The following is a 26,286-nucleotide window of genomic DNA, read 5'->3' as shown; positions in this document are numbered from 1 at the left end:
GTGCTTTCGGCACGGTCACGGTCACGACCCCCGCGTTCGCCTCGCACCGCGTCTCACAGAAGAGGCATCACCCTGAGTACGCAGCCCACGAACACAGCTACCCAGACGTTCCGTGATCTCGGCATCCTGCCCGAGACCGCCGAGGCCCTCGAGGCCGTCGGCATCGTCAATCCCTTCCCGATCCAGGAGATGACACTCCCGGTCGCCCTCTCCGGCACCGACGTCATCGGCCAGGCCAAGACCGGCACCGGCAAGACCCTCGGTTTCGGTCTGCCGCTCCTGGAGCGCGTCACCGTCCCCGCGGACGTCGAGGCCGGGCGCGCGGCGCCGGAGGACCTCACCAACGCCCCGCAGGCACTCGTCGTCGTCCCGACGCGCGAGCTGTGCACCCAGGTCACCAACGACCTGCTGACCGCGGGCAAGGTGCGCAATGTGCGCGTCCTCGCGATCTACGGCGGCCGCGCCTACGAGCCGCAGGTGGAGGCCCTCAAGAAGGGCGTCGACGTGGTCGTCGGCACCCCGGGACGCCTGCTCGACCTGGCCGGGCAGAAGAAGCTCGACCTCGGGCACGTGAAGTGCCTGGTCCTCGACGAGGCCGACGAGATGCTCGACCTGGGCTTCCTGCCCGACGTCGAGAAGATCGTCAACATGCTTCCGGCCCGCCGCCAGACCATGCTGTTCTCGGCGACCATGCCGGGCGCCGTGATCGGTCTCGCCCGCCGCTACATGTCGCAGCCCACCCACATCCGCGCCACCGCGCCGGACGACGAGGGCGCGACGGTCGCCAACATCTCGCAGCACGTCTACCGCGCCCACTCGATGGACAAGCCGGAGATGGTCGCGCGCATACTGCAGGCCGAGGGTCGCGGACTCGCGATGGTCTTCTGCCGCACCAAGCGCACCGCGGCCGACATCGCCGAGCAGCTCCAGCGTCGCGGCTTCGCCTCCGGCGCGGTGCACGGCGACCTCGGCCAGGGCGCCCGCGAACAGGCGCTGCGCGCCTTCCGCAACGGCAAGGTCGACGTCCTGGTCTGCACCGACGTCGCCGCGCGCGGTATCGACGTCGAGGGCGTGACCCACGTCGTCAACTACCAGTCCCCCGAGGACGAGAAGACGTATCTGCACCGGATCGGCCGCACCGGCCGCGCCGGGGCCTCCGGCACCGCGATCACGCTGGTCGACTGGGACGACATCCCCCGCTGGCAGCTGATCAACAAGGCGCTGGACCTGAAGTTCCCCGACCCGGTGGAGACGTACTCGACCTCCCCGCACTTCTTCGAGGAGCTGAACATCCCGGCGGGCACCAAGGGTGTGCTGCCGCGTGCCGAGCGCACCCGCGCCGGTCTGAACGCCGAAGAGGTCGAGGACCTGGGCGAGACCGGCGGCCGCGGCCGCGGCGGACGTCCGCAGGAGCGTGAGCGCGAGCGTCCGGCGCGCACTCCGCGCAGCCGTCGTCGCACCCGTGGCGGCACGCCGCTGGAGGAGGGCGCCGCGCAGTCGGCCGAGTCCGCCACCGAGTCCGCCACCGACGAGAAGGACGGGCCGCGCACCCCGCGCCGCCGTCGCCGTACCCGGGCCGGGGCGAGCGCCGCCGAGGCCTCGACCGCGCAGCAGCCCGAGGCGTCGGCCGAGCAGGCCGTCGAGACGGCGGAGGGCGAGGCCAAGCCGCGCCGTCGCCGCACCCGCAAGCCCGCCGCGCAGTCGGCGGCCGAGACGGCGACCGCGAGTGGTGCCGAGGACGCTCCGGCGAGCATCCCGGCGCAGCCCGAAGTCGCCGGGGACACCGCCGTGGCGACCAAGCCCCGGCGCCGTACCCGCAAGGCCGCCGCGGCACCCGAGGCGGTCGCCCCCGCCGAGGCCGCCGCTCCCGCCGAGGGCGAGGCCAAGCCGCGCCGCCGTCGTACGCGCCGTCCGGCCGAGGTGGCCGAGGCCGCCGAGAGCTGAGCCCACCGGCGGCCCGCACCGCCGAGGCATCCCAACCGCCCGTTCCCTCCGCAGAGTTGAGGGGGCGGGCGGTTCGGCGTTCGGGGGTGGGGTGTACGCGGGAGCGCGCTGGGGAGCCTGTCGGCCGGGCAAGCGGGAGGTGCGTACGCATCCGTGCGCGGCGGGGCGTGTCCGCCGCGCCGCGTGCCTGCTCGGGCGTATCCGCTGTACCGCGTGCCTGCTCGGGCGGGTGACCCGGGCGGCTACTCTTCGGGCCATGAGCAGGCCGCCGAGCTTCCGTCCGCCCTCGCATGCCCGTGCCTACCGGCTGGAGACCGCGCGCGGCGGCTTCGCCGTCGTCGACGCGCCCGCGACCGCGGGGCCGCGGCGCGGCACCGCCCTGCTGCTGCCCGGGTACACCGGCTCGAAGGAGGACTTCGGTCCGCTGCACGAGCCGCTGAACGAGGCGGGCTATCGCACGGTGGCCCTCGACGGCCGCGGACAGCACGAGTCCGAGGGGTCCCGGGAGGACGAATCGGCTTACGCGCAGGCCGAGTTGGCGCGGGATGTGCTGGCGCAGGCGGCGGCGCTCGGGGACGGTCCGCTGCATCTGCTCGGGCATTCGCTCGGCGGCCAGATCGCGCGCGCGGCGGTACTGCTCGACGCCGCGCCCTTCGCCTCGCTGACCCTGATGTCGTCCGGCCCCGCCGAGATCTCCCTGCCCCAGCAGGAACGCGTACGCCTGCTGCGCGGCGCCCTCACCCAGCTCGACATGGCGCAGGTATGGGAGGCGATCCAGGCGCTCGAACCCCCCGAGGACACCGCCACCGACTCCGACACGGACACGGAGGTCGAGAACGGCACCGGCGGCGGGATCGAGGAGGGCGTACTGGCCCTCGGCACCGAGGACGGCGTGCCGGGTGCGACCGACGACCCGGACCGGCTGCGGCGCCGGTGGCTGCGCAACGCACCGGCCCAACTGCTTGCCACAGGTCGCCAGTTGTGCACGGAGCCGGACCGGGTCGACGCGCTGTCCCGGGTGCCGCTGCCGATGCACGTCGTGTCCGGCACCGTCGACCACACCTGGCCGGTGCCCCTGCTCGACGCGATGGCCGAACGGCTCGGCGCGCGCCGGAGCGTGATCCCCGGCGCCGAGCACTCCCCCAACACCGACCAGCCCAAGCTCACGGCGGCGGCACTGGCCGGTTTCTGGGACGAGGTCTGAGGGCGCCGACGGGAGTCGGCTGTGCCGCCCGCCCGGGAGCGGGACGGCGTACCGCGGCCCCTCGCGAGGCCTACCGCGCGCCCGGCCCGCGTTCCGCGTGGTTGCGGCGCCGGGCGAGGAACACCGCGGTGAACAGCAGGACCGCGAGGGCGGCGAGGACCGCCGCGGTCACGAACGGCCAGGCCGACCAGCCCGGGTCCTGGTAACCCTCCTCGTACGGGCGCCGGTCGCAGGCCGTGGTGGTGTCGCAGGCCAGGTGCTTGCCCGCGGTGAGAAAGAGCCCGGCGACCACGCCCAGTCCGGTGAAACCCGCCCCGCACAGCATCAGCAGAGCCACCAGCGCGTACCAGGCCTTGACCGGGCGGACGCCCTCCCAGCCGTCGGGCGCGGGACCCTGCCACGCCTCGGGCCCCCGCGGCTGACGCGGTACCCGCGGCCGGGCGGACGGGTACGGCTCATGGGCGTTCATGGGGCGCGGCCTCCGGGACGGGGTCGGTGTCCCACCCATCCTGCGTGGTGATCACGCCCGCCGCCTGAGCAGAGGTACGGGGATGCCCGGCGGGGGTCTTGGGTGCGGGTACTCAGTCGAGCCGACGTCAGTACTGCGCCTGTACGTGCTCCCAGAAGCCGTCGCGCAGCGAGCGCCGCAGGTCGGACTGGCCGCGCAGCGAGTACTGGAGCAGGCCCTCCGCCTCGACGAGGAGGTCCTGGTCCACCGAGCCCGGCAGATAGGGGTGGCCGGGCAGGAGTTCCGAGAGGGACTCGCGGCCGCGGGAGGCCAGCCAGCGGGCGGCGATCTGGGCGCCGACGAACCGGACGTCCTCGCGCGTGGGCCGCTGCCCCGCCGAGACCTCGGGGACGCTCAGGGTGCGGCGGGTGACGTACGGCTTGAAGAAGTTGAGGTCGAAGGTGCGCTGGCTGTCGACCTCCCACAGCAGCGGCTCCGCCTGATTGCGGCCCTCGGGCGCCTCGATGCCCCACAGGTGCACCCGCGCGCCGTAGCCCTGCGCCGCCTCCACCGCCGAGACCAGGTCCTCGTCGCCGCCGATCAGGGCGGCATCGCTGATCGCGCGGTGCCGGGCGAGCGATTCGAGGTCGGTGCGGATGAGCGAGTCGACGCCCTTCTGCTGGTTGTTGGCGTTGAGGTTGCCGAGGCGGACCTTGACGTCGGGCAGTTCGGCGATCGACTGCTGCTCGGCGGTGTGGATACGGCGGCGGGCGCCGTCGTACCAGTACACGCGCAGCAGCCTGCTGTCGGCGAAGATCATGCGCGCTCTGTCGATCAGCGCGTCGATGAGCCCTTCGGCGTCGAGGTCGAAGGAGCGGCGGTCCTCCGTACCCGCGACGAGGCGTCCGGTGGCGGCGTAGAGATAACCGGCGTCCACGAAGATCGCGTGGGTGGACGGGGTCTTGGCCACCTCGGCGAGCATGCGCTGCAGCAGCTCGTTGGTGCGTTCGAGCCGGGCGAGCACTGCTTCGTCGGGCCGGGTGTCGTCGTTCATTGCGCCCCATTGTCCGGGCGTACGCCGACCGGACACAAGCTGCCCACCGTCCGGCCTTGTGACATCGGTCGCGAGGCACGCCACCGAGGGGCACCTGGCGTCAGTAATTAGATACGCGAAAATTTTCTTTAGTGTAGGGAATGATCGGCCCGGGCACATGGTTGAACACGGTGACGGCGCGGGCCGGGGGCCCGTGCAATCGACTCTTCACGGGCGGGAAACCGCCTCGCACCACGCGCGGGAGGAGACTCTTCCTCCCGCGTCAGCAGTTCTCCGCCAGGAGGATCAACCGAGGAAGGGGAAGCCTTTGCGCTTCGAGATCATGCGCCTCGACGAAACCGGTGCCGCCATCGACAGCACCGTTGTGGACGCCACGTCGGTCAACCGGATCGTGCAACAGGCCGCCGCCATCGGGCAGCGGCTCTACATTCGCCCCGCCGAGGCCGCCTCGTAACGGCAGGCCCGCGCTGCCCGCTTCGGCAGCCACCGCATCCGAAGCCCCCGCTCGCCAGACGGCGCGAGCGGGGGCTTCGCGGTGACGGGAGGGCGGGTTCTGCTCAGGCGCCGCCCTGGATCACCTGGGTGACGCCGTTGATGATCTGCTGCACGGCGATGGCGGACAGCATCATGCCCGCGAGCCTGGTCACCAGGACCACACCGCCGTCCCGGATGACGCGGATGATGAGCAGCGAGTAGCGCATCACCAGCCACAGCACCACATGGATCAGCAGGATCGCGGCCCAGACCGCGAGCTGTCCGCCGAAGCCGTTCGCGTCCTGCACGGCCAGGATCACCGAGACGATCGCACCCGGACCGGCGAGCAACGGCATACCCAGCGGCACCAGCGCCACATTGACGTCCTTGGTCTGCTTCGGCTCGTCCGTCTTGCCGGTGAGCAGGTCGAGGGCGACGAGCAGGAGCAGCAGTCCGCCCGCGATCATCAGCGCCGGAACCGAGACATGCAGATAGTCCAGGATGTGGTGGCCGAGCAGACCGAAGACGGTGATCACACCGAAGGCCACGCAGACGGCCTGGAAGGCCATCCGCCGCTGCACCTTGACGGGCCGGCCGGAGGTCAGACCCAGGAAGATCGGCGTGATGCCGGGCGGGTCCATGATCACGAACAGGGTGACGAAGAGAGAAGCGAATACGGCGACGTCGAACACGGGAGGGCCTCGCGGAGCGGTTGGGCGGCGGGAAGGTGGGCGGCTCGGGCGGCTTGGGCGGTTACCGAGCGGGAGTTGAGCGGGGGGGCGGTAACAGTTGTTGGTGGGAAATGTCGGGTGGCTGCGGCCGGTGGCGGGGGCCACGCCGAGCACAGACGGGGAGCGCGACATCTCGTACGTACGCACTGATGGAGGGACGGACGACAGGGCGGGCGCGGGACCGAGCCGGTCGTGACGGGCAGGCGACACGCGACGGGCTAGGGGCCACGAGCGACGGGTCGGAGGTCAGGCCCCGGACGGCGCGAAGTGGCATGCGCCGAGGCGCAGTTGACCTACCTGTTCACCAACCGGCCGCCGCGCGCGACAGGACCCTGCGATCAGGTCCGTAAGCGCCCGAGTCCGCCGCTCCGAGCGGTCAGACGTTCACGGGTCCACCCGTGCCGGGGACCGGGAAGGCGCCCGTGGCGCGGCGGGTGATCTCGCCGTAGACCTCGGGGTCGGTGGTGTAGTCGCCGAGTCGGCAGGTCTTGCGGCTGCCGTGGTAGTCGCTGGAGCCGGTGGCGAGGAGGCCGAGTTCGGCGGCGAGCGCGCGCAGGCGGGCCTGGGTGGCGGGCTCGTGGTCCATGTGGTCGGTCTCGATGCCGTCCAGACCGGCCTCGGCGAGTGCGGCGATGGCCTTCTCGGGCACGACCTGTCCGCGCTTGACCGCGGCCGGGTGCGCGAAGACGGTCACCCCGCCCGCGGCCTTGACCAGACGGATGGCCTCGAAGGGATCGAGTTCGTACTTCTCGACGTACGCCCGGCCGCCGTCGGCGAGCCACTGCGGCGTGAACGCGTCGGAGACGGTGGGCACCACGCCCAGCTCGACGAGCGCCTCGGCGATGTGCGGCCTGCCGACCGAACCCGCGCCCGCGATCCGCGCGACCTGTTCCCAGGTGACGGGGACGCCGAGTTCGCGAAGCTTGGCGATCATGCCCTGGGCGCGCGGGACGCGGTCGTCGCGGACCAGTTCGCGGCGGGCGAGGAGTTCGGGCTCCCGGGCGTCGAAGAGGTACGCGAGCATGTGCAGGCCCACGCCGTCCAGGCGGCAGGAGAGTTCGGCGCCGGTGACCAGGGTGAGCCCCTCGGGCAGGGCCGCGATCGCCTCGGCGTGGCCGCGGGTGGAGTCGTGGTCGGTCAGGGCGATGACGTCGAGCCCCTCGGCGGCCGCCGTACGGACCAGTTCGGCCGGGCTGTCCGTACCGTCCGAGGCGGTGGAGTGGGTGTGCAGGTCGATACGCACGACGCTCGCTCCAGCTCTGCGGGACGGAAGGGACGCTTCAGGATAACGGGGCCATGACCGCTGCCGGGCCGGGATCCGGTGTGCGCTCCCCCACTGCCCGCCGGGTCACGCTCCCGAGCGCACTCCCGCGCGCACTCCCCGCGTGCACGCCCGCCCGACGGACGCAGAGCGGCGGCGCAGGTTCCGGACGAGGCGGCGCAGGGCCGTTCCGTACGAGAGGAGGTCGTTCCGCACGAGACGAGGTCGTGGCGTCGACTCAGGGCGAGAGGATGCGCGGCGTCAGCGCCCCGCAGGGCAGCAGGTCCACTTCGGCGCCCGCGTCGCGCAGGTCGGTCAGGACGAGTTCGTCGTACATCAGCAGCCCGGACTGCTCGGGCCAGACCACCGCCCACAGCCACAGCCCCATCGCCTCCCCGGCGAAGACGGCACGGTCCGGTGGGGCGTCGCCCACGTGCCACAGCGGTGTCGGGCGTCCGGCGGCGAGCATCTTGACCTGCGGGGGCTTCTCCACGTTCAGATAGGGACCGGGGTCCGGGCCGTCGAGACCGGCGTAGCGCGCGCCGAGGCCGACACCGAGTTCCTCGGCCACCAGGACCAGCTCACCGATGCCGCCGAGCGGGCCGGGCCCCGAACAGGCCACCGCCGTCGCACGGCCCCCGCTGCGATCGTCACCGGCATAGGCGACTCCGGTGAACAGCCAGCCGACCGGGAGCGGCCAGGGCATCCACACCGGCACCCGCGCTCGGTGCACCACGACGCCGAGGCCCTCGACACTGGGCGGGATCACGGGCTGCAGCGGATGCACGGTGCCGTGCACATCACATTGCCAGGAATCGGCAAAGAGACCGGGAGCCCTGACCCGGCCACCGCACTTCGGGCAACTGGGTTCGCCCCTCATGAGACCCAACGGTCCTCCCCGGTACTCGCCGCGTCAAGGACGATCACCCGTCCGGACGGCCGCTACACCCGGAGATTTGCATGCCTCGTGCATTAGTTAGAGCCGCTAAGTCAATATGTGCGCACACCGGTTCGTACGTGACTACTTGGGCTCACCATCTGACCGAATTGCGCGTCAGTCGAGCCGCACGGAGGCACGCAGCGGATCGCGGAGATCGGTGCCGTGCTGCAGCCAGCGCTCCTGGAGTGCCTCGGCGCCATGCACCCGCTTCCAGGCCGCCTCGTTCGGGGTCATCGGCAGCAGCGGCAGGATGCGCACCGGGTCCATGCCCTCGGTCACCGGCTCCACGTCCTCGACCAGACCGCCCGGCTCGCCGACCAGTACCGAGGTGAACGGGGCCCCGGGCCACAGCGGTTCACCCACGTCGAGCGAGGCACCGGGGGCCACCACCACACCCTCGACCTGCGGGGAGGCGGCGAGCACCGCGAGCGGGCGCAGCACCTTGTCGGTGTCCGCCCGGCCCGCGCGTACCGAGAGCACCAGTTCGGCGCGCGGCCCCTTCACCGGGTCGGCGAGCGCCGCGGTGGGGTCGGCCATCGGCTGGGCGGACATGCCGAGGGTGGCGTACCGGACGATGCCGCCGTCGGCCGGGTCCGTGAAGCGCAGCACCTCGATCCGGTCCGTACCGAGGAAGGTCACGGCGGCCCGCGCCTCCGGCTCACCGAGCACGGTGTGCAACCGGGCCTCGACCAGGGCAAGTACGTCAGACATGCGGCGAGCCTAGACGAGCGGCGCCGCACGCGGCCGGGCGAGCGACGCCGCGACCGCGCCCTGTGGCCAAGGACACCCGGGAGGGCGGCGGCAGGGACAAGGACCCGGGGGTGGCGGCAGAGCCGAGGACAACCGCCCCGGGGCCGAACCCCGAGAGTTCCCCCCTCCGCCCCTGAGACATCCCCCAGATCTCCCGGACATGTGTCAGTTTTCTTTGACAGGTATCCGCGACACCTGTCAGGTTTGAGTGACAGGTACGGCGGACAGGGGGCGGCGATGGCACGGAAGGCGGACCCGCCCGTGACCGGGGACCAGCTCCTGAAGGTCCTGAACGCGCTCGGCAACCCGCACCGGATGCGGATCGTCGCGGCGCTGGCCGGAGGGCGGAACTACGTCAGCGCGCTGGCCCGCGAGATCGGTATGGGACGGCCGCTGCTGCACATGCACCTGCAACGGCTGGAGGCGGCCGGTCTGGTCACCGGCTCGCTGGAGCTGTCCGAGGACGGCAAGGCGATGAAGTTCTTCGAACTCACGCCGTTCGCCTACCTGTTGACCCCCGAGACACTCACCCGCGCGGCCGCCACGCTCGGCGAGGACACCAAGACGCAGGACTCCCAGGGCACACAGGACGCCCAGGAGACGCAGAAGGAGAGGACGCCATGAACGGCGAGGATTGGGCGGGCGAGCAATGGGTGGGAGTGGCGGGGGCGGGCGGTTTCTTCCTCTTCCTCATCGTGGTCGTCTGGCAGATCGCCGCGACCTGGCGGGCACGGATGCTGGCGGCGCGCGAGGAGCAGTACAAGCAGCTCGCGCTGAAGTACGCACAGCTGCTTGAGGACAACGTCGAGATCCAGCGGCGCTCGCTGGACGAACTCGCCCAGGCGCGGCAGTCGATCGCCTCGATGGAGAAGATGATGCGCGAGATCGACTAGCCCTCCCCGAAGGACCACCACCGGTGCCCGGCGCACCGAAGACGACCGGTGCCGCGCGCACCGGGACCGGATCCCAGCGCCCGTGACGGGCCGTCCGGGGAGCGGCAACTCCCCGGCCACGGCGGCGACTTCACCTGGCGGCGGGCCGGAGTACGGCGTACGGCGTACGGCCGGAGGCGGCAACCTCCGGCCGCAGCCCACTTGTACGGGCGGGGCGGCAACCCCGGCCGGTACGGACGGAAGCAAGAACCGCGAGCCCTCGCAGCAACCCCACTTCCCTCTGAAGGAGAACACCCATGTCCGCTTGGATCAAGCGGCTCTGTATCGCCCCCGGCGGGCGGCGTGCCAAATGGATCGTCCTCGCCGCCTGGCTGATCGCCGCGGTCGCCCTCGGCCCGCTGGCCGGAAAGCTGGGCGACGTGGAGGACAGCGGCCCCAACGCGTTTCTGCCGCGGGGCGCCGAGTCGGCGCAGGTCAACACGGAACTGGAGAAGTTCCGTCGCGACGAGCTGATGCCCGCCGTCGTCGTCTACACCTCGGAGGCGCCCTCGGACGGCGAGCGCGCCGACTTCGCCACGCTCCGCGCGAAGGCCGACGCCGACCGGGCCGCCTTCCAGCGGCACGCCGCCGAGGGCGAGCGGGTGACCGGACCGGTGGCCGCACGGGACGGCGCGGCCCTAATGACCGTCGTCCCGCTGAACGCGGAGGACGGAGTCACCGACGCGGTGGGGAAGTTGCGCGACATCGCCGACGCGCACGCGCCGCCGGGCGCGGCCGTCGAGGTGGGCGGTCCCGCCGGATCCCTCACCGACCAGGTCGCCGTCTTCGACACCCTCGACGCGACCCTGATGATGGCCACCGTCCTGGTCGTCGCCGTACTGCTGCTGCTCACCTACCGCAGCCCGGTGCTCTGGCTGTTCCCGCTGCTGGCGGTCGGCCTGGCCGCCGTGCTCACCCAGGCGACGACCTATCTGCTCGCCGAGTACGCGGGACTGCCGGTCGATCCGCAGTCGGCGGGCGTGCTGATGGTCCTGGTCTTCGGCGTCGGCACCGACTACGCGCTGCTGCTCATCGCCCGCTACCGCGAGGAGTTGCACCGGCAGGCCGACCGGCACGCCGCCATGCGCACCGCGCTGCTGCGCTCGGGCCCCGCCGTACTCGCCTCCGCGGGAACCGTCGCGGTCGGCCTGGCCTGCCTGGCCTTCGCCGACATCAACTCCTCGCGTTCGCTGGGCCTGGTGGGTGCGGTCGGCGTGATCTGCGGGTTCCTCGCGATGGTCACCGTGCTGCCCGCACTGCTCGTACTCGCGGGCCGCTGGGTGTTCTGGCCCTTCGTGCCGCGGCTCGGCACCCCGGCCCGCAAGGAGCGCACCGTCTGGTCGCGGATCGGCGTCGCGGTGGCGCGCCGCCCGCGCCGCTCCTGGCTGGCCTCGGTGGGCGTGACCGGTGTGCTCGCCGTCAGCGCGCTCGGTATCGACATGGGCCTGAACCAGGCGGAGATGTTCCAGGACGAGCCTGAGTCGGTCACCGCCCAGGAGCGCCTCTCCGCGCACTACCCCTCCGGCGCCTCCGACCCCGCCAAGGTGATCACCCCGGCCGGGAGCGCGGAGCGGGTCGAGGCCGCCGCCGCACGGACCGCGGGAGTGGCCCGGGTCGAGGAGGAGCGGCGCACCGGGAACGGCCAACTCGTGCAGTACGCCGTGGTGTTGAAGGACAAGCCGGACAGCGGGGCGGCCAAGGACACGGTGGACGCACTGCGCGCCTCGGTGCACCGGGCCGCGGCCGAGGCCCTGGTCGGCGGCACCACCGCGCAGACCCTGGACACCCAGCGCGCCGCCGACCGTGATCTGCGCACCGTCATCCCGGTGGTCCTCCTGGTGGTGCTGCTGGTCCTGATCGGCCTGTTGCGTGCCCTCGTCGCGCCGGTACTGCTGCTCGCCACCGTGGTCCTGTCGTACTTCGCCGCGCTCGGCGCCTCGAACCTGCTCTTCGAGCACGCCCTCGGCTTCGCGGGCGTGGACTGGTCCATCCCGCTGATGGGCTTCGTGTTCCTGGTCGCCCTCGGCATCGACTACAACATCTTCCTGATGCACCGGGTCAAGGAGGAGGCAGGGCGCCTGGGCCACGGGCGCGGCGTACTGGAGGGACTGACCAGCACCGGCGGCGTCATCACCTCCGCCGGGATCGTGCTCGCCGCCACCTTCGCCGTCTTCGCCGGACTGCCGCTGGTCACCATGGCGCAGATGGGCGTCCTGGTCGGCATCGGTGTGCTGCTCGACACCTTCCTGGTACGCACCGTCCTGGTACCGGCGCTGGCGCTCGACCTCGGGCGGCTGTTCTGGTGGCCGGGGCGGCTTTGGCGCGGGGACGCGGGTGGGGATGCCCGGCCGGGGAGCGGTGACCTGGAGGTGACGGCGCGCACGGCCCAGCGGGCGGAAGCGGAGGCGGAGGCGGAAACGGTCTGAGCGCACGACCGGCAGAACGCACCCGGCCCGGCCCGGCGTACCCCGTGTACGCCGGGCCGGGCCGGGCCGCGTTTGCCCGTGACGCCGCGCACCCGCGGCGGGGAAAGTGGCCAGGCCAGAGCGGATCGCAGGGCGGCCGAGCCGGACGAAAAGCCTGCCGATCCGAATCGGGACCGACCGGGCGCGGCGCGCGGCGGGCGTGTCACACCGCACTCCGGTCCGCGCGCAAGAAGGGACTTGACACGCCGGTCGGCTGATACTCTTTGTCTGCCGTCGGGGCAGCACGACACAAACGACGGCGCCTCTCGGCCTCCGCCGGAGGTTCACCGGATGCCCCGACGCTGACATCCCCCACGGGGGACCGGCCGGAGGAGGTGGGACTGCAGTGGACCGAAGTCGCCCTGGCAGTACCAACCCGCTCTTTCGGCAGCACGGCCTGTAGCACTCCACGCCACCGCCTGCGCGCGTCACACGTTCTGCGGCACGCCCGTCGGAAGAGCTGTTCGTCCGCCCGATCCACCATGATCCGTGTGCAACAAGCGCAGCCGCCGACCGCGACGATGCGGTGCTCCCCGCTTTGTGGACGTAGCAAACCCTTCCCATCGAACGGGCAGGAATTCTTCGCAGGACGTCCTCATTCCGGGTAGTTCCACCGTCGCCGGCGGCCTCTCCGCGAAGGAGCCTGCCCATGTCGATGATCCGCGACCTCCGCGCCGCCGTCCGCCCCGCCGCCCGTAAGGAAGGCGGCTCGCTCGGTACGTACGACAACACCCGTGACCCGCTGACCACCTCGGCCGTGGTCGACTGCGCCGTCTACCGCGACGGCCGCCGCGTCACTCACCACAGCTGCCTCTCGCCGCACGAGGCGATGCTCGACGTACGCCGCGAGGGCGGCTTCGCGTGGATCGGTCTGCACGAGCCGACCGAGGCCGAATTCTCCGGTATCGCCGCGGAGTTCGGGCTGCACCCGCTGGCGGTCGAGGACGCCGTGCACGCGCACCAGCGGCCCAAGCTGGAGCGCTACGACGACACGCTGTTCACGGTCTTCAAGACCATCCACTACGTCGAGCACGCCGAACTGACCGCCACCAGCGAGGTCGTGGAGACCGGCGAGGTGATGTGCTTCACCGGACGGGACTTCTTCATCACCGTCCGGCACGGCGGCCAGGGCTCGCTGCGCGCCCTGCGCCACCGCCTCCAGGACGACCCCGAACTCCTCGCCAAGGGCCCCTCCTCCGTCCTGCACGCCATCGCCGACCACGTCGTCGACGGTTACCTCGCGGTGGCCGACGCCATGCAGGACGACATCGACGAGGTGGAGACCGAGGTCTTCGCCGCGCCCGGCAAGAACGGCCGCGGTACCTCGCGCGGTGTGGACGCCGGGCGGATCTACCAACTCAAGCGCGAGGTACTGGAGTTCAAGCGCGCGGTGGCCCCGCTGGCCCGGCCCATGCAGCTGCTGAGCGAGCGGCCCATGCGGCTGGTCGACCCGGCGGTGCAGAAGTACTTCCGCGACGTCGCCGACCACCTGGCGCGGGTGCAGGAGCAGGTCACCGCCTTCGACGAGCTGCTCAACTCGATCCTCCAGGCCAACCTGGCGCAGGCCTCCGTCGCGCAGAACGAGGACATGCGCAAGATCACCTCGTGGGCGGCCATCATCGCCGTACCCACCATGGTCTGCGGGGTCTACGGCATGAACTTCGACCACATGCCCGAACTGCACTGGCGCTACGGCTACCCGATGGTCGTCGCCGTCACCGTCGGGATCTGCTTCAGCATCCACCGAACCCTCAAGCGCAACGGCTGGCTCTGAGCAGGCTCCCGGTCGCCCTCGCGGCACTCCGCTGTCGGGCCCGGCCGGCGGCTCATTACCCTGTCTGCCATGACGAATGAGCTGCTCGGCCGTGCCCTCGTCGAGGAGGCCACCAAGAAGTCCGGTCTCATCTGGGTGCAGGGCACCGGTCCCTCCCGCGCCCTGTGGCACGTATGGCACGAGGGCGCCGCCCACCTGGTGGGCGACGGCCCCGGCGAGCAGCCGCTGCCCGGACTCGCCGACGGCTCCATCGCCACCGTGACCGTACGCAGCAAGGACAAGGGCGGCCGGATCGTCGGCTGGCGGGCCAAGGTCACCGAGCTCGCGCCGCGCGGCGAGGCCTGGGAGGCCGCCGTCGCCGAACTCAAGGGCAAGCGCCTGAACGCACCGGACGGCGAGGGCGTGCCCGACCGCTGGGCCCGCGAGTGCCGGGTGCTGCGCCTGGACCTCGTGGAACCGCTGACCGACCTCCCCGAGGACCGCCTCGCCGCCGCCCCGCTGCCCACCACGGCCACCACCCGCGAGCCGATCCCGCAGGGCCTGCACCGTCTGCTGCTGCGCGGCAAGCGCAAGCGGGGCTGAGCGAGGGGCGGGCGCAGGCACGAGGCGCTGCCCGCCCGTCCGGTCACGACGACCCGTACGGTCGCGACGACCGGTCCGGCAACAACGACCCATCCGGCCACTCGGCCACTACGAGGCGGGAAGCTGCTTCCCGTAGTCCACGCGGTCCTTCTCGGCGGGCTCCCGGAGGGTGAACTTCTCGTTCCAGTCCTGGAGTTTGACGGTGCCCGCGTTGCCCGCGCGCTTGAGGGCGAGCGGGTAGGGGGCGCCCTCCAGGCTGACGTTCAGGGTGCCGCCCGCGCCCTTGTCGCCGGTGAGCTCCAGGGTGGAGACGCCGCCCAGTTCGGTGCGGTCGCCCTTGTCCACCGTGCCGTGCAGCCCGAGCAGTCCGCCGAGCATCAGCTTCTTGTCGGTGAATCCGCTGAGCCGCTTGTAGGCCGGATCGCCCTTGGGCACCCGGACGTACATCCCGCTGAGCTTCTTCGCGGCGTCCGCGTCGTTCTTGCCGTCGCCGCGCCAGAACTCCGCGTCCGCCTTCAGGTACATGCGCTCGCCGACCCGCAGCAGCCGGAAGGTGCGCCCCTCGGTGCCCACCGAGCCCGCGCCGCCGTCGTTCCTGAGCTGCATGTCCAGCTCGTACGAGACGCCCTTGCTGACCAGCGTCCCGGTGATGCGCACCGCCTGGGCGGAGTCGGCCGCCGCCTTGTACTTGCGCTGGATCTCGGGCGCCTCCAGCTTGGCGACGCCGTTGGTGCCCGCGTCCGGGTCCTCGCCGCCGCCGCAGGACACCAGCACGCTCCCGGTCGCGGCGAGCCCCAGCCCCGCGCACAGGGCGACGGCCGGATTGGCCCGGCTGGTGCGGCGCGGGGAAAAGGGGCTCACGGGTGGCGCTGCCTCTCGAGAGGGGACGTGCGGTGGTGCGGGAGCGTACCGGCCCGTAGGTCCGTTTGAGCAGGCGGGGGGCGCCGGAACAGGCGCCGAACGGGCGGCAGTAGGGCAGCGTACCCGGACCGCCCGCACCCGATGCGAAGCAGTCCTGGTGGACCGCCCGCAAAGGCGTGTTCGAAGGGGACGGACTAGCCTGAGCTACGCGAACGACCCACCCCGAGCCCGGTCCGGAGCACTCGGGACCGGCGGCCCGCCGGTCACGACCGGGCGCCGGGCGAGCGACGAAGGAGGCGTGGCCGGATGGCGGCGAGCGCGCCCAGGATCTTCGTCTCCCACCTCGCGGGGACCGCGGTCTTCGACCCCAACGGCGACCAGGTCGGCCGCGTCCGCGACCTCGTCGCGATGCTCCGGCTCCAGGGCACCCGGATGCTGCCGGACGGCCGTACGGAATCCAGCAGCAGGCCCCCGCGGCTGCTCGGTCTGGTGGTGGAGCTGTCCACCCGGCGCCGGATCTTCCTGCCGATGACCCGGGTGACCGGGATCGAGTCCGGCCAGGTCATCACCACCGGCGTGGTCAATGTGCAGCGCTTCGAGCAGCGGCCCACCGAGCGCCTGGTCCTTGGTGAACTCCTCGACCGCCGGGTCGAGTTGGTCGAGACCGGCGAGCAGGTCACCGTCCTGGACATCTCCGTACAGCAGCTTCCGGCCCGCCGGGACTGGGAGATCGACCGGGTCTTCGTCCGTAAGGGGAAGGCCAAGGTCGGAGCCTTCAGGCGGGGCAAGGGCGAGGCGCTGACCGTCGAGTGGTCGGCGGTGACCGGGTTCGCACTGGAGGAGCACGGGCAGGGCGCGGAGAACCTGCTCGCCACCTTCGAGCAGCTGCGCCCGGCCGACCTGGCGAACGTCCTGCACCACCTCTCCCCCAAGCGCCGCGCCGAGGTGGCCGCCGCCCTCGACGACGACCGGCTCGCGGACGTCCTGGAGGAGCTGCCGGAGGACGACCAGATCGAGATCCTCGGCAAGCTCCAGGAGGAGCGCGCGGCGGACGTCCTGGAGGCCATGGACCCCGACGACGCCGCCGACCTCTTGGGCGAACTCCCCGAGGAGGACAAGGAGCGCCTGCTCGCCCTGATGCGGCCCGGCGACGCCGCCGACGTACGGCGCCTGATGGCCTACGAGGAGCGCACCGCGGGCGGCTTGATGACCACCGAGCCGGTGGTGCTGCGCCCGGACGCGACGGTCGCCGACGCCCTGGCCCGGGTGCGCAACGCCGACCTGTCGCCCGCGCTCGCCGCCCAGGTCTACGTCTGCCGCCCGCCCGACGAGACGCCCACCGGCAAGTTCCTGGGCACCGTCCACTTCCAGCGGCTGTTGCGCTATCCCCCGTACACCCTGGTCAGCGCGCTGATCGACGAGGACAGGCTGTCGCTGACGCCGGACACCCCGCTGCCCGCCGTGGCCGGGTTCTTCGCCACGTACGACATGGTGGCCGCCCCGGTCGTCGACGAGAGCGGCTCGCTGCTCGGCGCGGTGACCGTCGACGACGTACTCGACCACATGCTTCCGCAGGACTGGCGCGAGGGCGAGTTCGCGCCGGGCGGGCGGCTCGGCGCGCTGAACGGGGTGAGCGATGGTCGCTGAGCAGCGCGAGACACGTGCCGAGAGCCGGGCCGCCCGGCTGCGGCTCGACCAGCCGCGGGCGCCGCGCCGCAGGCTGCTGCCGGAGTACGACCCGGAGGCCTTCGGCCGTCTCTCCGAGCGCATCGCGCGGTTCCTGGGCACCGGCCGGTTCATCGTCTGGATGACGTTCGTCGTGGTCGCCTGGGTGCTGTGGAACATCGCGGCGCCCGAGCGTCTGCGCTTCGACCAGTACCCGTTCATCTTCCTGACCCTGATGCTCTCGCTCCAGGCCTCCTATGCGGCGCCGCTGATCCTGCTCGCGCAGAACCGGCAGGACGACCGGGACCGGGTCAACCTGGAGCAGGACCGCAAACAGAACGAACGTTCCATCGCGGACACCGAGTACCTCAGCCGGGAGGTGGCCGCGCTGCGGATGGGCCTCGGCGAGGTCGCCACCCGTGACTGGATCCGCTCGGAGCTGGGCGACCTGGTCAAGGAGCTGGCCCGGGAACTGGAGGAGCAGCGGTCGCTATTCCCGGGTGAGGAGGGCGAGGGACGTGACGTAAGCGACCGCTCCCAGCCTTTCCGCCGCCACCGGGATGGCCCGTAAACTCGACCTCATGGCTACCGAAGACGCGGTGCGCGAAGCACTGGCGACAGTGAACGACCCGGAGATCCAGCGGCCCATCACCGAACTGGGGATGGTCAAGTCGGTGGAGATCGGCGCGGACGGCGCTGTCGCGGTGGCCGTCTATCTGACGGTCTCGGGCTGCCCGATGCGCGAGACGATCATCACGAACGTCACGGACGCGGTCTCCGCGGTCGAGGGCGTCTCGCGGGTCGACGTCACGCTCGACGTGATGAGCGACGAACAGCGCCGTGAGCTGGCCACCGCGCTGCGCGGCGGCCAGGCCGAGCGCGAGGTGCCGTTCGCCAAGCCCGGCTCGCTGACCCGGGTCTACGCGGTCGCCTCCGGCAAGGGCGGCGTCGGCAAGTCCTCGGTGACGGTGAACCTCGCCGCGGCCATGGCGGCGGACGGTCTGAAGGTCGGTGTCGTCGACGCCGACATCTACGGCCACAGCGTGCCGCGCATGCTCGGCGCGGACGGCCGTCCCACCCAGGTCGAGAACATGATCATGCCGCCGTCCGCGAACGGCGTGAAGGTCATCTCGATCGGCATGTTCACCCCGGGCAACGCCCCGGTCGTGTGGCGCGGCCCGATGCTGCACCGCGCGCTCCAGCAGTTCCTCGCGGACGTCTTCTGGGGCGACCTGGACGTCCTGCTCCTGGACCTGCCGCCGGGCACCGGCGACATCGCGATCTCGGTCGCGCAGCTGGTGCCGAACGCCGAGATCCTGGTCGTCACCACCCCGCAGCAGGCCGCGGCCGAGGTTGCCGAGCGGGCCGGTGCGATCGCCGTGCAGACCCACCAGAAGATCGTCGGCGTGGTCGAGAACATGTCCGGCCTGCCCTGTCCGCACTGCGACGAGATGGTCGACGTCTTCGGCACCGGCGGCGGCCAGGTGGTGGCCGACGGGCTGACCCGGACCACCGGCGCCACGGTGCCCGTGCTCGGCTCGATCCCGATCGACGTACGCCTGCGCGAGGGCGGCGACGAGGGCAAGCCGGTCGTGCTCTCCGACCCCGACTCCCCCGCGGGCTCCGCGCTGCGCGCGATCGCGGGCAAGCTCGGCGGCCGCGCGCGCGGCCTGTCCGGGATGTCGCTGGGTCTCACCCCGCGCAACAAGTTCTGAAAGGCCGCCCGTCGGAAACGGCGGGGGACGGCTCCGGGATCCGGGGCCGTCCGCACACGGCACACGAGGGGCGGCTTCGGCCGCCCCTTCGCTGTTCCCGGACCGCCCGGGCTCCGGCAGTACGGGACGTGTGCGGCGTTCGCCGGCCGTCCGTACGGCGTTCGCGGCGCGGTCCATGCGGTGTTCACGGCCCGCGCCGAGGGTGGGGCCTGTGCACGACGGGTCCGGCACCGGGGACCGATGCATTTCGGCCCTTACGGCGGCGGCCCGGGCGAGGTGTACGCAAGGGTGCGCGGACGCGTACGCACGGCGTCCGCGCGGTGGCGGGCGGCTCAGCTCTCCGCGTAGGTGCTGAGGTCCTTGATGACGCAGAAGCCGAGCCCGTACGCGCTCATGCCGCGGCCGTACGCGCCCAGGTGGGCACCGGTGGGCGTGGAGCCCGCGAGGACCCAGCCGAACTCGCTCTCGCGGTAGTGGAAGCTGGTGGGGATGCCGTCGACCGGGAGCGAGAGCCGGGTCCAGTCCGGGCCCTGAAGGTCGTCCGCGAGCACCCAGGCGGTCTCGGTCTGCTGCTCCAGCCAGTCGTCGCGCAGGCTGTGGTCCAGCTGGGACGGCCAGGTCACGCTCAGCAGGCCCACGCCCGCGAGCCAGGCGGCCGTGGAGACCGAGGTGGCCTCCAGGGTGCCGGTGCCGTCGCCGCTGCCCCGCACGGGGCTCGCCGCGACGGTGACGACCACGGTGAAACGATCGCGCTCCGTGTTGTCGCGCTCCTCGGCACGGGCCCACGGCGAGTCACCGTGGCCGGTCGAACCGTGCTCGACGGTGCCGTCGGCCGCGGTGCCGACCTGCATCAGACGGCGCGGACCCGTGAACGCCTCGTCGAGGCCGTACCAGGGGAACGGCGCCAGAAGGTAGCTGTCGAGCGTCCGCAGTGCGGCGGGGTTGCGTCTGCCGCCCTCGGGCGCCGCCGCCCGCGTACTCACCTGCTTCGTGGACTCCATGTGCCCGGACGCCTCCTCGTTCTCCTGACGGTGGACCGGGCCCGCCCCCCTCGGGCGTACGTGCGTCCGGTCCCGCGCGCTTGCGCGGTGTGTCCTGGCCCGCCCTGCCTGAGCGCATCCCGCCGCGTCGGTGGGGACGGAACGGGACTCCTCCGGCCGGGCGGCCGATGATCGGCCGGACCGATCATCTGCCGGACACACCTCAAGCAGGATAGCCACACGCCCGGAGAGAGCCGGGATATCGCCCGGGGCACCAGCCGGGCGGATCAAGCGCGCCGCGCGCCCTCACGGGCGCCCGCCGGAGCCGGAACGGGGCGGCCGCGCGGAGCGCCGCTGAGGGTGGCTCGGGGCGGTGCCGTCAGGTGGCGTCGGGGTCGAACGGGGCGCGGTCGACGGCCTTCGGCTCGTCGTCCTTCTTCGTCATGTCGAGGCCGCCGCCGGAGCCGGAACCCTTGCCGGAGCTGGCCGAACCCTCGTTGCCGTGACCGTTCACGGCATCGGCGACCTCGGCCATCTCCTTCTTCAGGTCGAAGCCGTTGCGGATCTCCTTGAGACCGAGATCGTCGCCGTCGAGCTGCTTGCGGATGAACCGCTTCGGGTTCAGATCCTCGAACTCGAAGTCCTTGAATTCCGGGCCGAGTTCGTTGCGGATGTCGTCCTTGGCGCTGTCCGAGAACTCACGCACCTTGCGTATGAAACGCGACACATCCTGGACCAGCTTGGGCAGTTTGTCCGGACCGAAGACGAGCACGGCAAGGACCACGAGCGTGACCAGCTCCAGCGGTCCTACGTCATTGAACATCCTGCGCTCCTTGCGATGCCCTTCGCCCGACGCGTCTTCCGTGGTCCGGGCCCGGTCCACCGTACCCGGACGTCCGGTCAGTTCGATACTGTCCGTGGCTTGTGATGCCGCTCGACATCTCGTATTCAGCCGCCCGCAGCCCGGCGTACACGGGCCCCGCAGCGACGGAAATCACTCGCCGTCCGCCGAGCCGAGCACCAGCGAGACCTCGCGCTGCCTGCCGTCGCGTTCGACGGTCAGCTTCAGCCGGTCCTCGGGGCGGTGGGCGCGGATCTTCACGATCAGCTCGTCGCCGGAGTGCACCCGCTGCCCGTCGACCGCGGTGATCAGGTCGCCGGGCTCGATCCCCGCCTTGTCGCCGGGGCCGCCGCGGACCACCGCGGGGCTGCCCTCGGCGTCCTTGTCGCGGACCCGGGCGCCGTCGCCCGCGTAGTTCATGTCGAGCGTGACGCCGATCACGGGGTGGGTGGCCTTGCCGGTGTTGATCAGTTCCTCGGCCACGCGCTTGCCCTGGTTGACGGGGATGGCGAAGCCGAGCCCGATGGAACCCGACTGCCCTTCGCCCTGGGGCCCGCTGCCGTTGTCGGCGCTGCGAATGGCGCTGTTGATGCCGATGACCCGGCCCTTGGAGTCCATCAGCGGGCCGCCGGAGTTGCCCGGGTTGATCGGCGCGTCCGTCTGCAGGGCGTCCACGTAGCTGATGTCGCTGCCGTCGCCCTTCTCGCCGCCCGCCGTGATGGGGCGCTCCTTGGCGCTGATGATGCCGGAGGTGACGGTGTTGGCGAGGTCGAAGGGGGCGCCGATGGCCACCACCGGATCGCCGACCTGGACGTTGTCGGAGTTGCCGAGCGGCAGCGGCCGCAGGCCCGAGACGCCGCGTACCCGCACCACGGCCAGGTCGTAGCCGCTGTCCCGGCCCACCACCTCGGCCTTGGCCGTCTGCCCGCCGCTGAAGGTCACCGTTATCTCGCCGCTGGAACCGGCCGGTTCCACGACGTGGTTGTTGGTGAGGATGTGGCCGCGGCCGTCCAGCACGAAGCCGGTGCCGGTGCCCGCCGAGCCGCGCCCGTTGACGTGCATCGTGACGACTCCGGGCAGGGCCTTCGCGGCGATCCCCGCGACCGAGCCGGGCGCACGCCCCTTCGGCTCCTCGCCGGACTGCGTCAGCTCCACCCCGCCGCCGACCCCGCCGTTGCGCTCCAGATACGTCCCGACCAGGCCGCCGACCGTCCCACTGATCAGCGCGATGGTCACCGACCACACGACGAGCAGCCGTATCCCGCGCTTCTTGCGCTGCTGCTCGGTCCGCGTCGCGGCCCCGGTCTGCTGCAAGGGCGCGCGCGAGGCGTACCACGGGTCGTAGTTCTGCCAGGGGTCGGCGGCGCCGCCCGGGTTCTGGGGGGCGGCGGGGTTCTGGGGCTGGTGCGGCTGGTGGGGCTGGTGCGGCTGAGGTTGGGGCTGCGGGGCCGTCTGGTGCGGTACGGGGGCGGGGGCGGCCTGGGTGTGGTGGGCCATGGCCTGCGGCTGGGGCTGGGGCTGGGGCGTCGTGGGATGGGCGCCGCCGTACGGGCCGGGCGTCCCGTGGCCCGCGGCACCGTGAACCGACGTGCCGTGTGCGGGAGTTCCGGGTACGGCGGTTCCGTGCGCGGGCGTTCCCGGTACCTGCGTTCCGTGCGTGGGCGTTCCCGGTACCTGCGTTCCGTGCGTGGGCGTTCCCGGTACCTGCGTTCCGTGCGCGGGCGTTCCCTGCGCGGGAGTCGGTATCGGTGTCCCGAGGCCGTTGGTGCCGTGCGGCTGCGGGAGGACCGTGCCGTGGGCCGGGGTGGCCGTCGGGTGCTGCACCGGCGGCGCGGGCGCCCAGGGGCCCGGCTCCCCGTACGGCGGGGTGCTGTACGGGTCGGGGTCGTGCAGCGGCTTGGGACGCTCGGCGGAAGCGGCACCGGCACCAGCCTCGGCGGCCGGAGCCGACGCCGTGGCCTGCGCCCGAGTCGGGTCGGGGACGGCGGTGAGATGGGCACGCCCGTGGCCGGGGGGCGCGGTTTCCGCGGGGTCGGCGGGCGAAGCCTCGCCCGACGAGGGCTGGTTCGACGAAGCCCCGCCCGACGAGGGCCGGCCAGACGAGTTCGGGCCCGACGAAGCCTCGGCGGCCGTACCGGCGAGGGTCCCGGCATCGGGGCTGGTCCCGGAGTCGGGGCTGGCGACCGCATCCGCTGCGGTACCCGCCGTCCCTGAACCGCCGGAGTCCGCCGCCCCACCGCCACCGCGCCCGGGCGCCTGCGCCGACGCGGCTCCCTGGTGTGTGGCGGCGGGGTCGCCCGCCGTCGGTGCCGTGTCCTCGACCGTCTCCGGCCTCGGGCGGCTCCACCACTTCGCTTTCGCGGGCCTCTGCTCGTCCATCGTCTCCCCAACAGCCGGCGCGCCCGGTGACCGCGGACGGCCACGGCTTCGCCGTCCCTACACAACCCGACGCCGTGCCCCGGCGGGTACGACCGGTACCCGGGGGCACGAACCCGTCCGCGAATTCAACCAGGTTCGCCCGCGTCCGCGCAGGGCCCCGGGTCAGCGCAGCGGCGAGGCCGAGGCGGACGGAGAGGGCCCGGCCTCGGCCATGGTGGTGGCCGATTCGACGGGCGGGGCGACGAGCGGGGTGAGCACGGCGGACCGTACGGCCTCGGGGGCGCGCAGGAACGGCGACATGCTCGCGGCCGAAAGCAGTGGGGCCAGCGGACGTTCGGCGAGATGCCGGGACGCCTCGCCCGTCGGTGGATGCAGCGCGGCCGCGTACGGCGCCGGTGCCTCGGCGGACAGCGGGGTACGGACCGGGGCGGCGAGCGCCTGTACGCCCTCCTCCGCCCGGCTCTCCCGGCTGACCTCGGGGCTCACGGTCGCGTTCGTCCGCCTGCGGGTGGCGTCCGCCGTGGCGCCGCCACCGGTGCCCTGGGCACCCTGCGGGGTCACATTGCTGCCCGCGCCGCGCACCTCACCGTTGCCACCGCCGCCCGTCGTACCGGCGGAGACCCCGCCGAGAGCTATCGCGGCCAGCGAGACGGCCCCGGCCGCGGCGAAGGCGAAGCGGCGGCTCCGGGAGGCGGCGCGCTCGGCCTCGGTGCGGCCGATGTGGTGCACGCGGAAACCGCGTTCGGCGGGCGGCAGTACGCCGTGCCCGTCGGAGGGGTCGTAGCGGAAGGGATCCGGGGTGCTCGGGAAGACTCCGGCGCCGAAGGCTCCCCCGGAGGGGCCGTCGCCGCCGCCGGGCAAGCCCTGCAGGCGGGCCAGGAAACTCTCGGTGGGCGGTGGCGGGGCGGCCTGCGCGAAGGCGTTCTTGAGGCTGCGCTGGGCGTCGGCCTCGGCCTTGCACTTGGGACAGGTGGCCAGGTGGGCGAGCACACGCTCGCGGGCATCGTGCCCCAACTCGCCGTCGATCAGGGCGGCGAGCCGGTCTCCGAGATGCTGCTCGGCGGGGCTGGGACGTGATCCACTCACGCGGGTGCGCCCCCTCCGCCCAGCGCGGGCACCGCGGACGCCACCGCGCGGCGCTGCTCGGCACGGGCCTCGGGGGACCGGTGCTGGAGCGCCTTGCGCAACTGGGAGCGGCCACGGTGGATCCGGCTACGGACGGTACCGAGCTTCACGCCGAGCGTGGCGGCGATCTCCTCGTACGACAGGCCCTCGATGTCGCACAGCACGACGGCGGCGCGGAACTCCGGGGCGAGGGTGTCGAGGGCGTGCTGCACATCGGCGTCGAAGTGGGTGTCGTTGAACACCTGCTGCGGGGACGGCTCACGGCTCGGCAGCCGCTCCGCGGCCTCGTCACCGAGGGCGTCGAAGCGGATGCGCTGCTTGCGCCGGACCATGTCCAGGAACAGGTTCGTGGTGATGCGGTGCAGCCAGCCCTCGAAGGTGCCCGGCGTGTACGTCGACAGCGAGCGGAAGACGCGGACGAAGACCTCCTGCGTCAGGTCCTCGGCGTCGTGCTGGTTGCCGGTGAGGCGATAGGCGAGGCGGTAGACCCGACCACTGTGCGTGCTGACGATCTCCTCCCAGGTGGGCGGGGTCCACGTCTCGGCATCGGCGGAGAAACCCGCGGTCTGGGTGGTGTCGGTGGCGCTCGCACCCCCCGTACCCGGGCCGTGCGAGAAGGAGCGGTCAGCGGTGTCGGTCACGGATTTCGGCTTGCCCGTCGACCGGAACAGGCGCCTGAGCACCCCTTTCCGATCCGCAGGCTCAGCCGCACCTCCCCTGTCAGATCTGGTGGTGTCCAGCGGAGCACCTACCATAGTCACCTCGCCCGTTAGCTCCGGATAAGACTTCTTGGGGGACTTTGGCTCCCCACCAGGGCAGGCCCTGGGCCCCTCGGTCTGTACGTGTTGTCCGGCCTGATCCATCTGTCCCCCCACCGCGTCTCGATCTGTCTCCTCCACCCTTTCCAAACGCGCGGTCCCATCTGCGGGTTCCCGCCTCCAACGGATACAGTCACGCGCAAGGAGCCAGGACCTGTCCCCCGATGCCCCGCGGGCCCGCAAGGATCGGGCGGGCCAGGACCTACCCAGACGGGGACAGGAGAGGGTCATTACCGGCAACCGGCAGACGAGCTGGGCCTTCGCCGACGCCTTCGCCGCCGAGGAGGACGCGCTCCGCTGGGCTCGCGACCGGTCCCGCGAGGCGGGGCTGCGCCCGGTGTCTCCCGGCACGGGCGCCGCGTTGCGCCTGCTCGCCGCCACGGCCGGAGCCAAGTCCGTCGTCGAGATCGGTACCGGAACCGGGGTCTCCGGAATTCATCTGCTGCACGGCATGCGGCCGGACGGGGTGCTCACCACGGTGGACCCCGAGCCGGAGCGGCAGCAGTTCGCGCGGCAGGCCTTCCGCGCCGCGGGCTTCGCGAGCAACCGGGCCCGGCTGATCCCCGGTCGCGCCCTGGACGTACTGCCGCGGCTCACCGACAGCGGGTACGACCTCGTCTTCTGCGACGGCGACCGCTCGGAGTTCCCCGAGTGTCTCGCTGAATCGTTGCGCCTGTTGCGGCCCGGTGGTCTGGTCTGCTTCGAGGGCGTCTTCGCCGACGGCCGCACCGTGGGCTCCGGACCCCAGCCCGCCGAGGTGCTCCGCATCCGCGAACTGGCCCGTACGGTGCGCGAGAGCCAGGACCTCGTACCCTCGCTGCTGCCGGTCGGCGACGGCCTGCTCTGCGCCGTCAAACGCTGACACCGGGCGGGAGCGCAGCCCCAAAAAGAGAACACCGCGACCTCCGCACCATACAGCGCTGCCCCGGCACCTTCGGTAAAACCGAATGCCGGGGCAGTACTTCGGTCAGGGACGCGTGCGTCTCAGCCGACGACCTTCTTCAGGGCGTCGCCGAGTGCGTCGGCCTCATCCGGGGTCAGCTCGACGACGAGCCGACCGCCGCCTTCGAGCGGAACGCGCATGACGATGCCCCGCCCCTCCTTGGTCACCTCGAGCGGGCCGTCGCCCGTCCGCGGCTTCATGGCCGCCATGCTCGTTCCCCTTCCTGAAACCAGCTCATCGTCAGCCGGGGGCTCCGTGGAGAGGAGCGCTGCCGCGGCATCGAACACATTGCTTCCAGGCCATTATCCCGCATGCCGGGACCCGATGACCAACAACGGTTGGCATCGCTTGTGCAACGCACATGATCAAAACCACTCAATTCGCCGAAGCGGCTGCGATA

Annotated in this window: 25 protein-coding genes; 12 read left to right on the top strand and 13 right to left on the bottom strand. The window is 72.2% G+C overall.

The features are described from left to right. Positions 1–189 precede the first annotated feature (189 nt). Together HUT18_RS24045 and HUT18_RS24040 are read left to right on the top strand one after the other, a co-directional pair. Complete coding sequence (locus HUT18_RS24045; RefSeq protein WP_254878779.1) at positions 190–1,944, top strand: DEAD/DEAH box helicase; 1,755 nt, start codon at positions 190–192, stop codon at positions 1,942–1,944. Between the two features lie 256 nt (positions 1,945–2,200). Then, positions 2,201–3,148, top strand: a complete 948-nt coding sequence (locus tag HUT18_RS24040; protein ID WP_176102636.1) for an alpha/beta fold hydrolase — start codon at positions 2,201–2,203, stop codon at positions 3,146–3,148. A gap of 70 nt (positions 3,149–3,218) precedes the next feature. On the opposite strand, the gene HUT18_RS24035 is transcribed toward HUT18_RS24040, so the two are convergent. Beyond that, a complete protein-coding gene (locus HUT18_RS24035) occupies positions 3,219–3,617 on the bottom strand; it encodes a hypothetical protein (protein WP_176102635.1) in 399 nt (132 codons plus the stop codon). Between the two features lie 127 nt (positions 3,618–3,744). After that, positions 3,745–4,650 (bottom strand): NYN domain-containing protein, encoded by a 906-nt coding sequence (locus tag HUT18_RS24030; RefSeq protein WP_176102634.1) that lies wholly within the window; start codon positions 4,648–4,650, stop codon positions 3,745–3,747. 307 nt (positions 4,651–4,957) lie between these two features. Here HUT18_RS24030 and HUT18_RS24025 point away from each other — a divergent pair, with 307 nt between their 5' ends. After that, complete coding sequence (locus HUT18_RS24025; RefSeq protein ID WP_176102633.1) at positions 4,958–5,104, top strand: hypothetical protein; 147 nt, start codon at positions 4,958–4,960, stop codon at positions 5,102–5,104. Positions 5,105–5,207: 103 nt separating this feature from the next. Here HUT18_RS24025 and HUT18_RS24020 read toward each other — a convergent pair whose 3' ends face one another. The 4 genes from HUT18_RS24020 to HUT18_RS24005 form a co-directional block, all read right to left on the bottom strand. Beyond that, the gene (locus HUT18_RS24020; RefSeq protein ID WP_176102632.1) at positions 5,208–5,816 is read right to left on the bottom strand and encodes a MarC family protein; all 609 of its coding nucleotides are present in this window, start codon (positions 5,814–5,816) and stop codon (positions 5,208–5,210) included. 415 nt (positions 5,817–6,231) lie between these two features. After that, on the bottom strand, positions 6,232–7,098 hold the full coding sequence (locus HUT18_RS24015; protein WP_176102631.1) for a PHP domain-containing protein: 867 nt from the start codon (positions 7,096–7,098) through the stop codon (positions 6,232–6,234). 256 nt (positions 7,099–7,354) lie between these two features. After that, entirely contained in the window at positions 7,355–7,996 is a 642-nt protein-coding gene (locus HUT18_RS24010) for a DUF6758 family protein (protein ID WP_176102630.1), read from the bottom strand. 174 nt (positions 7,997–8,170) lie between these two features. Then, entirely contained in the window at positions 8,171–8,767 is a 597-nt protein-coding gene (locus HUT18_RS24005) for a suppressor of fused domain protein (RefSeq protein ID WP_176102629.1), read from the bottom strand. 276 nt (positions 8,768–9,043) lie between these two features. On the opposite strand from HUT18_RS24005, the gene HUT18_RS24000 reads away from it, so the two are divergent. The 5 genes from HUT18_RS24000 (at position 9,044) to HUT18_RS23980 (ending at position 14,559) form a co-directional block, all read left to right on the top strand. Beyond that, complete coding sequence (locus HUT18_RS24000; protein WP_176102628.1) at positions 9,044–9,430, top strand: winged helix-turn-helix domain-containing protein; 387 nt, start codon at positions 9,044–9,046, stop codon at positions 9,428–9,430. After that, positions 9,427–9,699, top strand: coding sequence for a hypothetical protein (locus HUT18_RS23995; protein ID WP_176102627.1), 273 nt, complete (start codon positions 9,427–9,429; stop codon positions 9,697–9,699). The genes HUT18_RS24000 and HUT18_RS23995 overlap by 4 nt, the downstream gene beginning before the upstream one ends. A 296-nt stretch (positions 9,700–9,995) precedes the next feature. Then, positions 9,996–12,164: an MMPL family transporter gene (locus HUT18_RS23990; RefSeq protein WP_176102626.1), complete on the top strand. Its 2,169-nt coding sequence runs from the start codon at positions 9,996–9,998 to the stop codon at positions 12,162–12,164. Positions 12,165–12,852: 688 nt separating this feature from the next. Next, positions 12,853–13,977, top strand: a complete 1,125-nt coding sequence (locus HUT18_RS23985; protein ID WP_176102625.1) for a magnesium and cobalt transport protein CorA — start codon at positions 12,853–12,855, stop codon at positions 13,975–13,977. 69 nt (positions 13,978–14,046) lie between these two features. Then, entirely contained in the window at positions 14,047–14,559 is a 513-nt protein-coding gene (locus HUT18_RS23980; protein ID WP_176102624.1) for a hypothetical protein, read from the top strand. A 108-nt stretch (positions 14,560–14,667) separates the two neighbouring features. On the opposite strand, the gene HUT18_RS23975 is transcribed toward HUT18_RS23980, so the two are convergent. After that, positions 14,668–15,420: a hypothetical protein gene (locus HUT18_RS23975; protein WP_254878778.1), complete on the bottom strand. Its 753-nt coding sequence runs from the start codon at positions 15,418–15,420 to the stop codon at positions 14,668–14,670. 306 nt (positions 15,421–15,726) lie between these two features. Between HUT18_RS23975 and HUT18_RS23970 the strand changes: the two genes are divergently transcribed. Genes HUT18_RS23970 through HUT18_RS23960 form a run of 3 tightly spaced genes read left to right on the top strand, consistent with a single transcriptional unit; the run spans position 15,727 to position 18,800 of the window. After that, entirely contained in the window at positions 15,727–17,067 is a 1,341-nt protein-coding gene (locus HUT18_RS23970; protein ID WP_176102623.1) for a CBS domain-containing protein, read from the top strand. Continuing rightward, positions 17,057–17,656, top strand: coding sequence for a DUF1003 domain-containing protein (locus HUT18_RS23965; protein WP_176102622.1), 600 nt, complete (start codon positions 17,057–17,059; stop codon positions 17,654–17,656). Before HUT18_RS23970 ends, HUT18_RS23965 begins: the two co-directional genes overlap by 11 nt. A 10-nt stretch (positions 17,657–17,666) precedes the next feature. After that, entirely contained in the window at positions 17,667–18,800 is a 1,134-nt protein-coding gene (locus tag HUT18_RS23960; RefSeq protein WP_176102621.1) for an Mrp/NBP35 family ATP-binding protein, read from the top strand. Positions 18,801–19,132: 332 nt separating this feature from the next. Here HUT18_RS23960 and HUT18_RS23955 read toward each other — a convergent pair whose 3' ends face one another. The 5 genes from HUT18_RS23955 to sigE all read right to left on the bottom strand — a co-directional run bounded on the left by HUT18_RS23955 (position 19,133) and on the right by sigE (position 24,880). Then, positions 19,133–19,801, bottom strand: a complete 669-nt coding sequence (locus HUT18_RS23955; protein ID WP_176102620.1) for a hypothetical protein — start codon at positions 19,799–19,801, stop codon at positions 19,133–19,135. Positions 19,802–20,159: 358 nt separating this feature from the next. Continuing rightward, positions 20,160–20,603 (bottom strand): sec-independent translocase, encoded by a 444-nt coding sequence (locus HUT18_RS23950; RefSeq protein WP_176102619.1) that lies wholly within the window; start codon positions 20,601–20,603, stop codon positions 20,160–20,162. 171 nt (positions 20,604–20,774) lie between these two features. Beyond that, positions 20,775–23,000: a trypsin-like peptidase domain-containing protein gene (locus HUT18_RS23945; RefSeq protein WP_176102618.1), complete on the bottom strand. Its 2,226-nt coding sequence runs from the start codon at positions 22,998–23,000 to the stop codon at positions 20,775–20,777. 162 nt (positions 23,001–23,162) lie between these two features. Continuing rightward, positions 23,163–24,086: a zf-HC2 domain-containing protein gene (locus HUT18_RS23940; RefSeq protein ID WP_176102617.1), complete on the bottom strand. Its 924-nt coding sequence runs from the start codon at positions 24,084–24,086 to the stop codon at positions 23,163–23,165. Beyond that, a complete protein-coding gene (sigE, locus tag HUT18_RS23935; RefSeq protein ID WP_176104765.1) occupies positions 24,083–24,880 on the bottom strand; it encodes an RNA polymerase sigma factor SigE in 798 nt (265 codons plus the stop codon). The genes HUT18_RS23940 and sigE overlap by 4 nt, the downstream gene beginning before the upstream one ends. A 217-nt stretch (positions 24,881–25,097) precedes the next feature. On the opposite strand from sigE, the gene HUT18_RS23930 reads away from it, so the two are divergent. Then, on the top strand, positions 25,098–25,805 hold the full coding sequence (locus HUT18_RS23930; RefSeq protein WP_176104764.1) for an O-methyltransferase: 708 nt from the start codon (positions 25,098–25,100) through the stop codon (positions 25,803–25,805). 122 nt (positions 25,806–25,927) lie between these two features. Here the strand turns inward: HUT18_RS23930 and HUT18_RS23925 are convergent, their stop codons facing one another. Beyond that, positions 25,928–26,095: a DUF3117 domain-containing protein gene (locus tag HUT18_RS23925; protein WP_003966491.1), complete on the bottom strand. Its 168-nt coding sequence runs from the start codon at positions 26,093–26,095 to the stop codon at positions 25,928–25,930. Between the last annotated feature and the right edge of the window lie 191 nt (positions 26,096–26,286).

Origin of the sequence: Streptomyces sp. NA04227, assembly GCF_013364195.1 — a bacterium.
In the GTDB taxonomy this organism is placed as follows: domain Bacteria; phylum Actinomycetota; class Actinomycetes; order Streptomycetales; family Streptomycetaceae; genus Streptomyces.
This window is presented reverse-complemented; position numbering and strand designations above follow the sequence as displayed.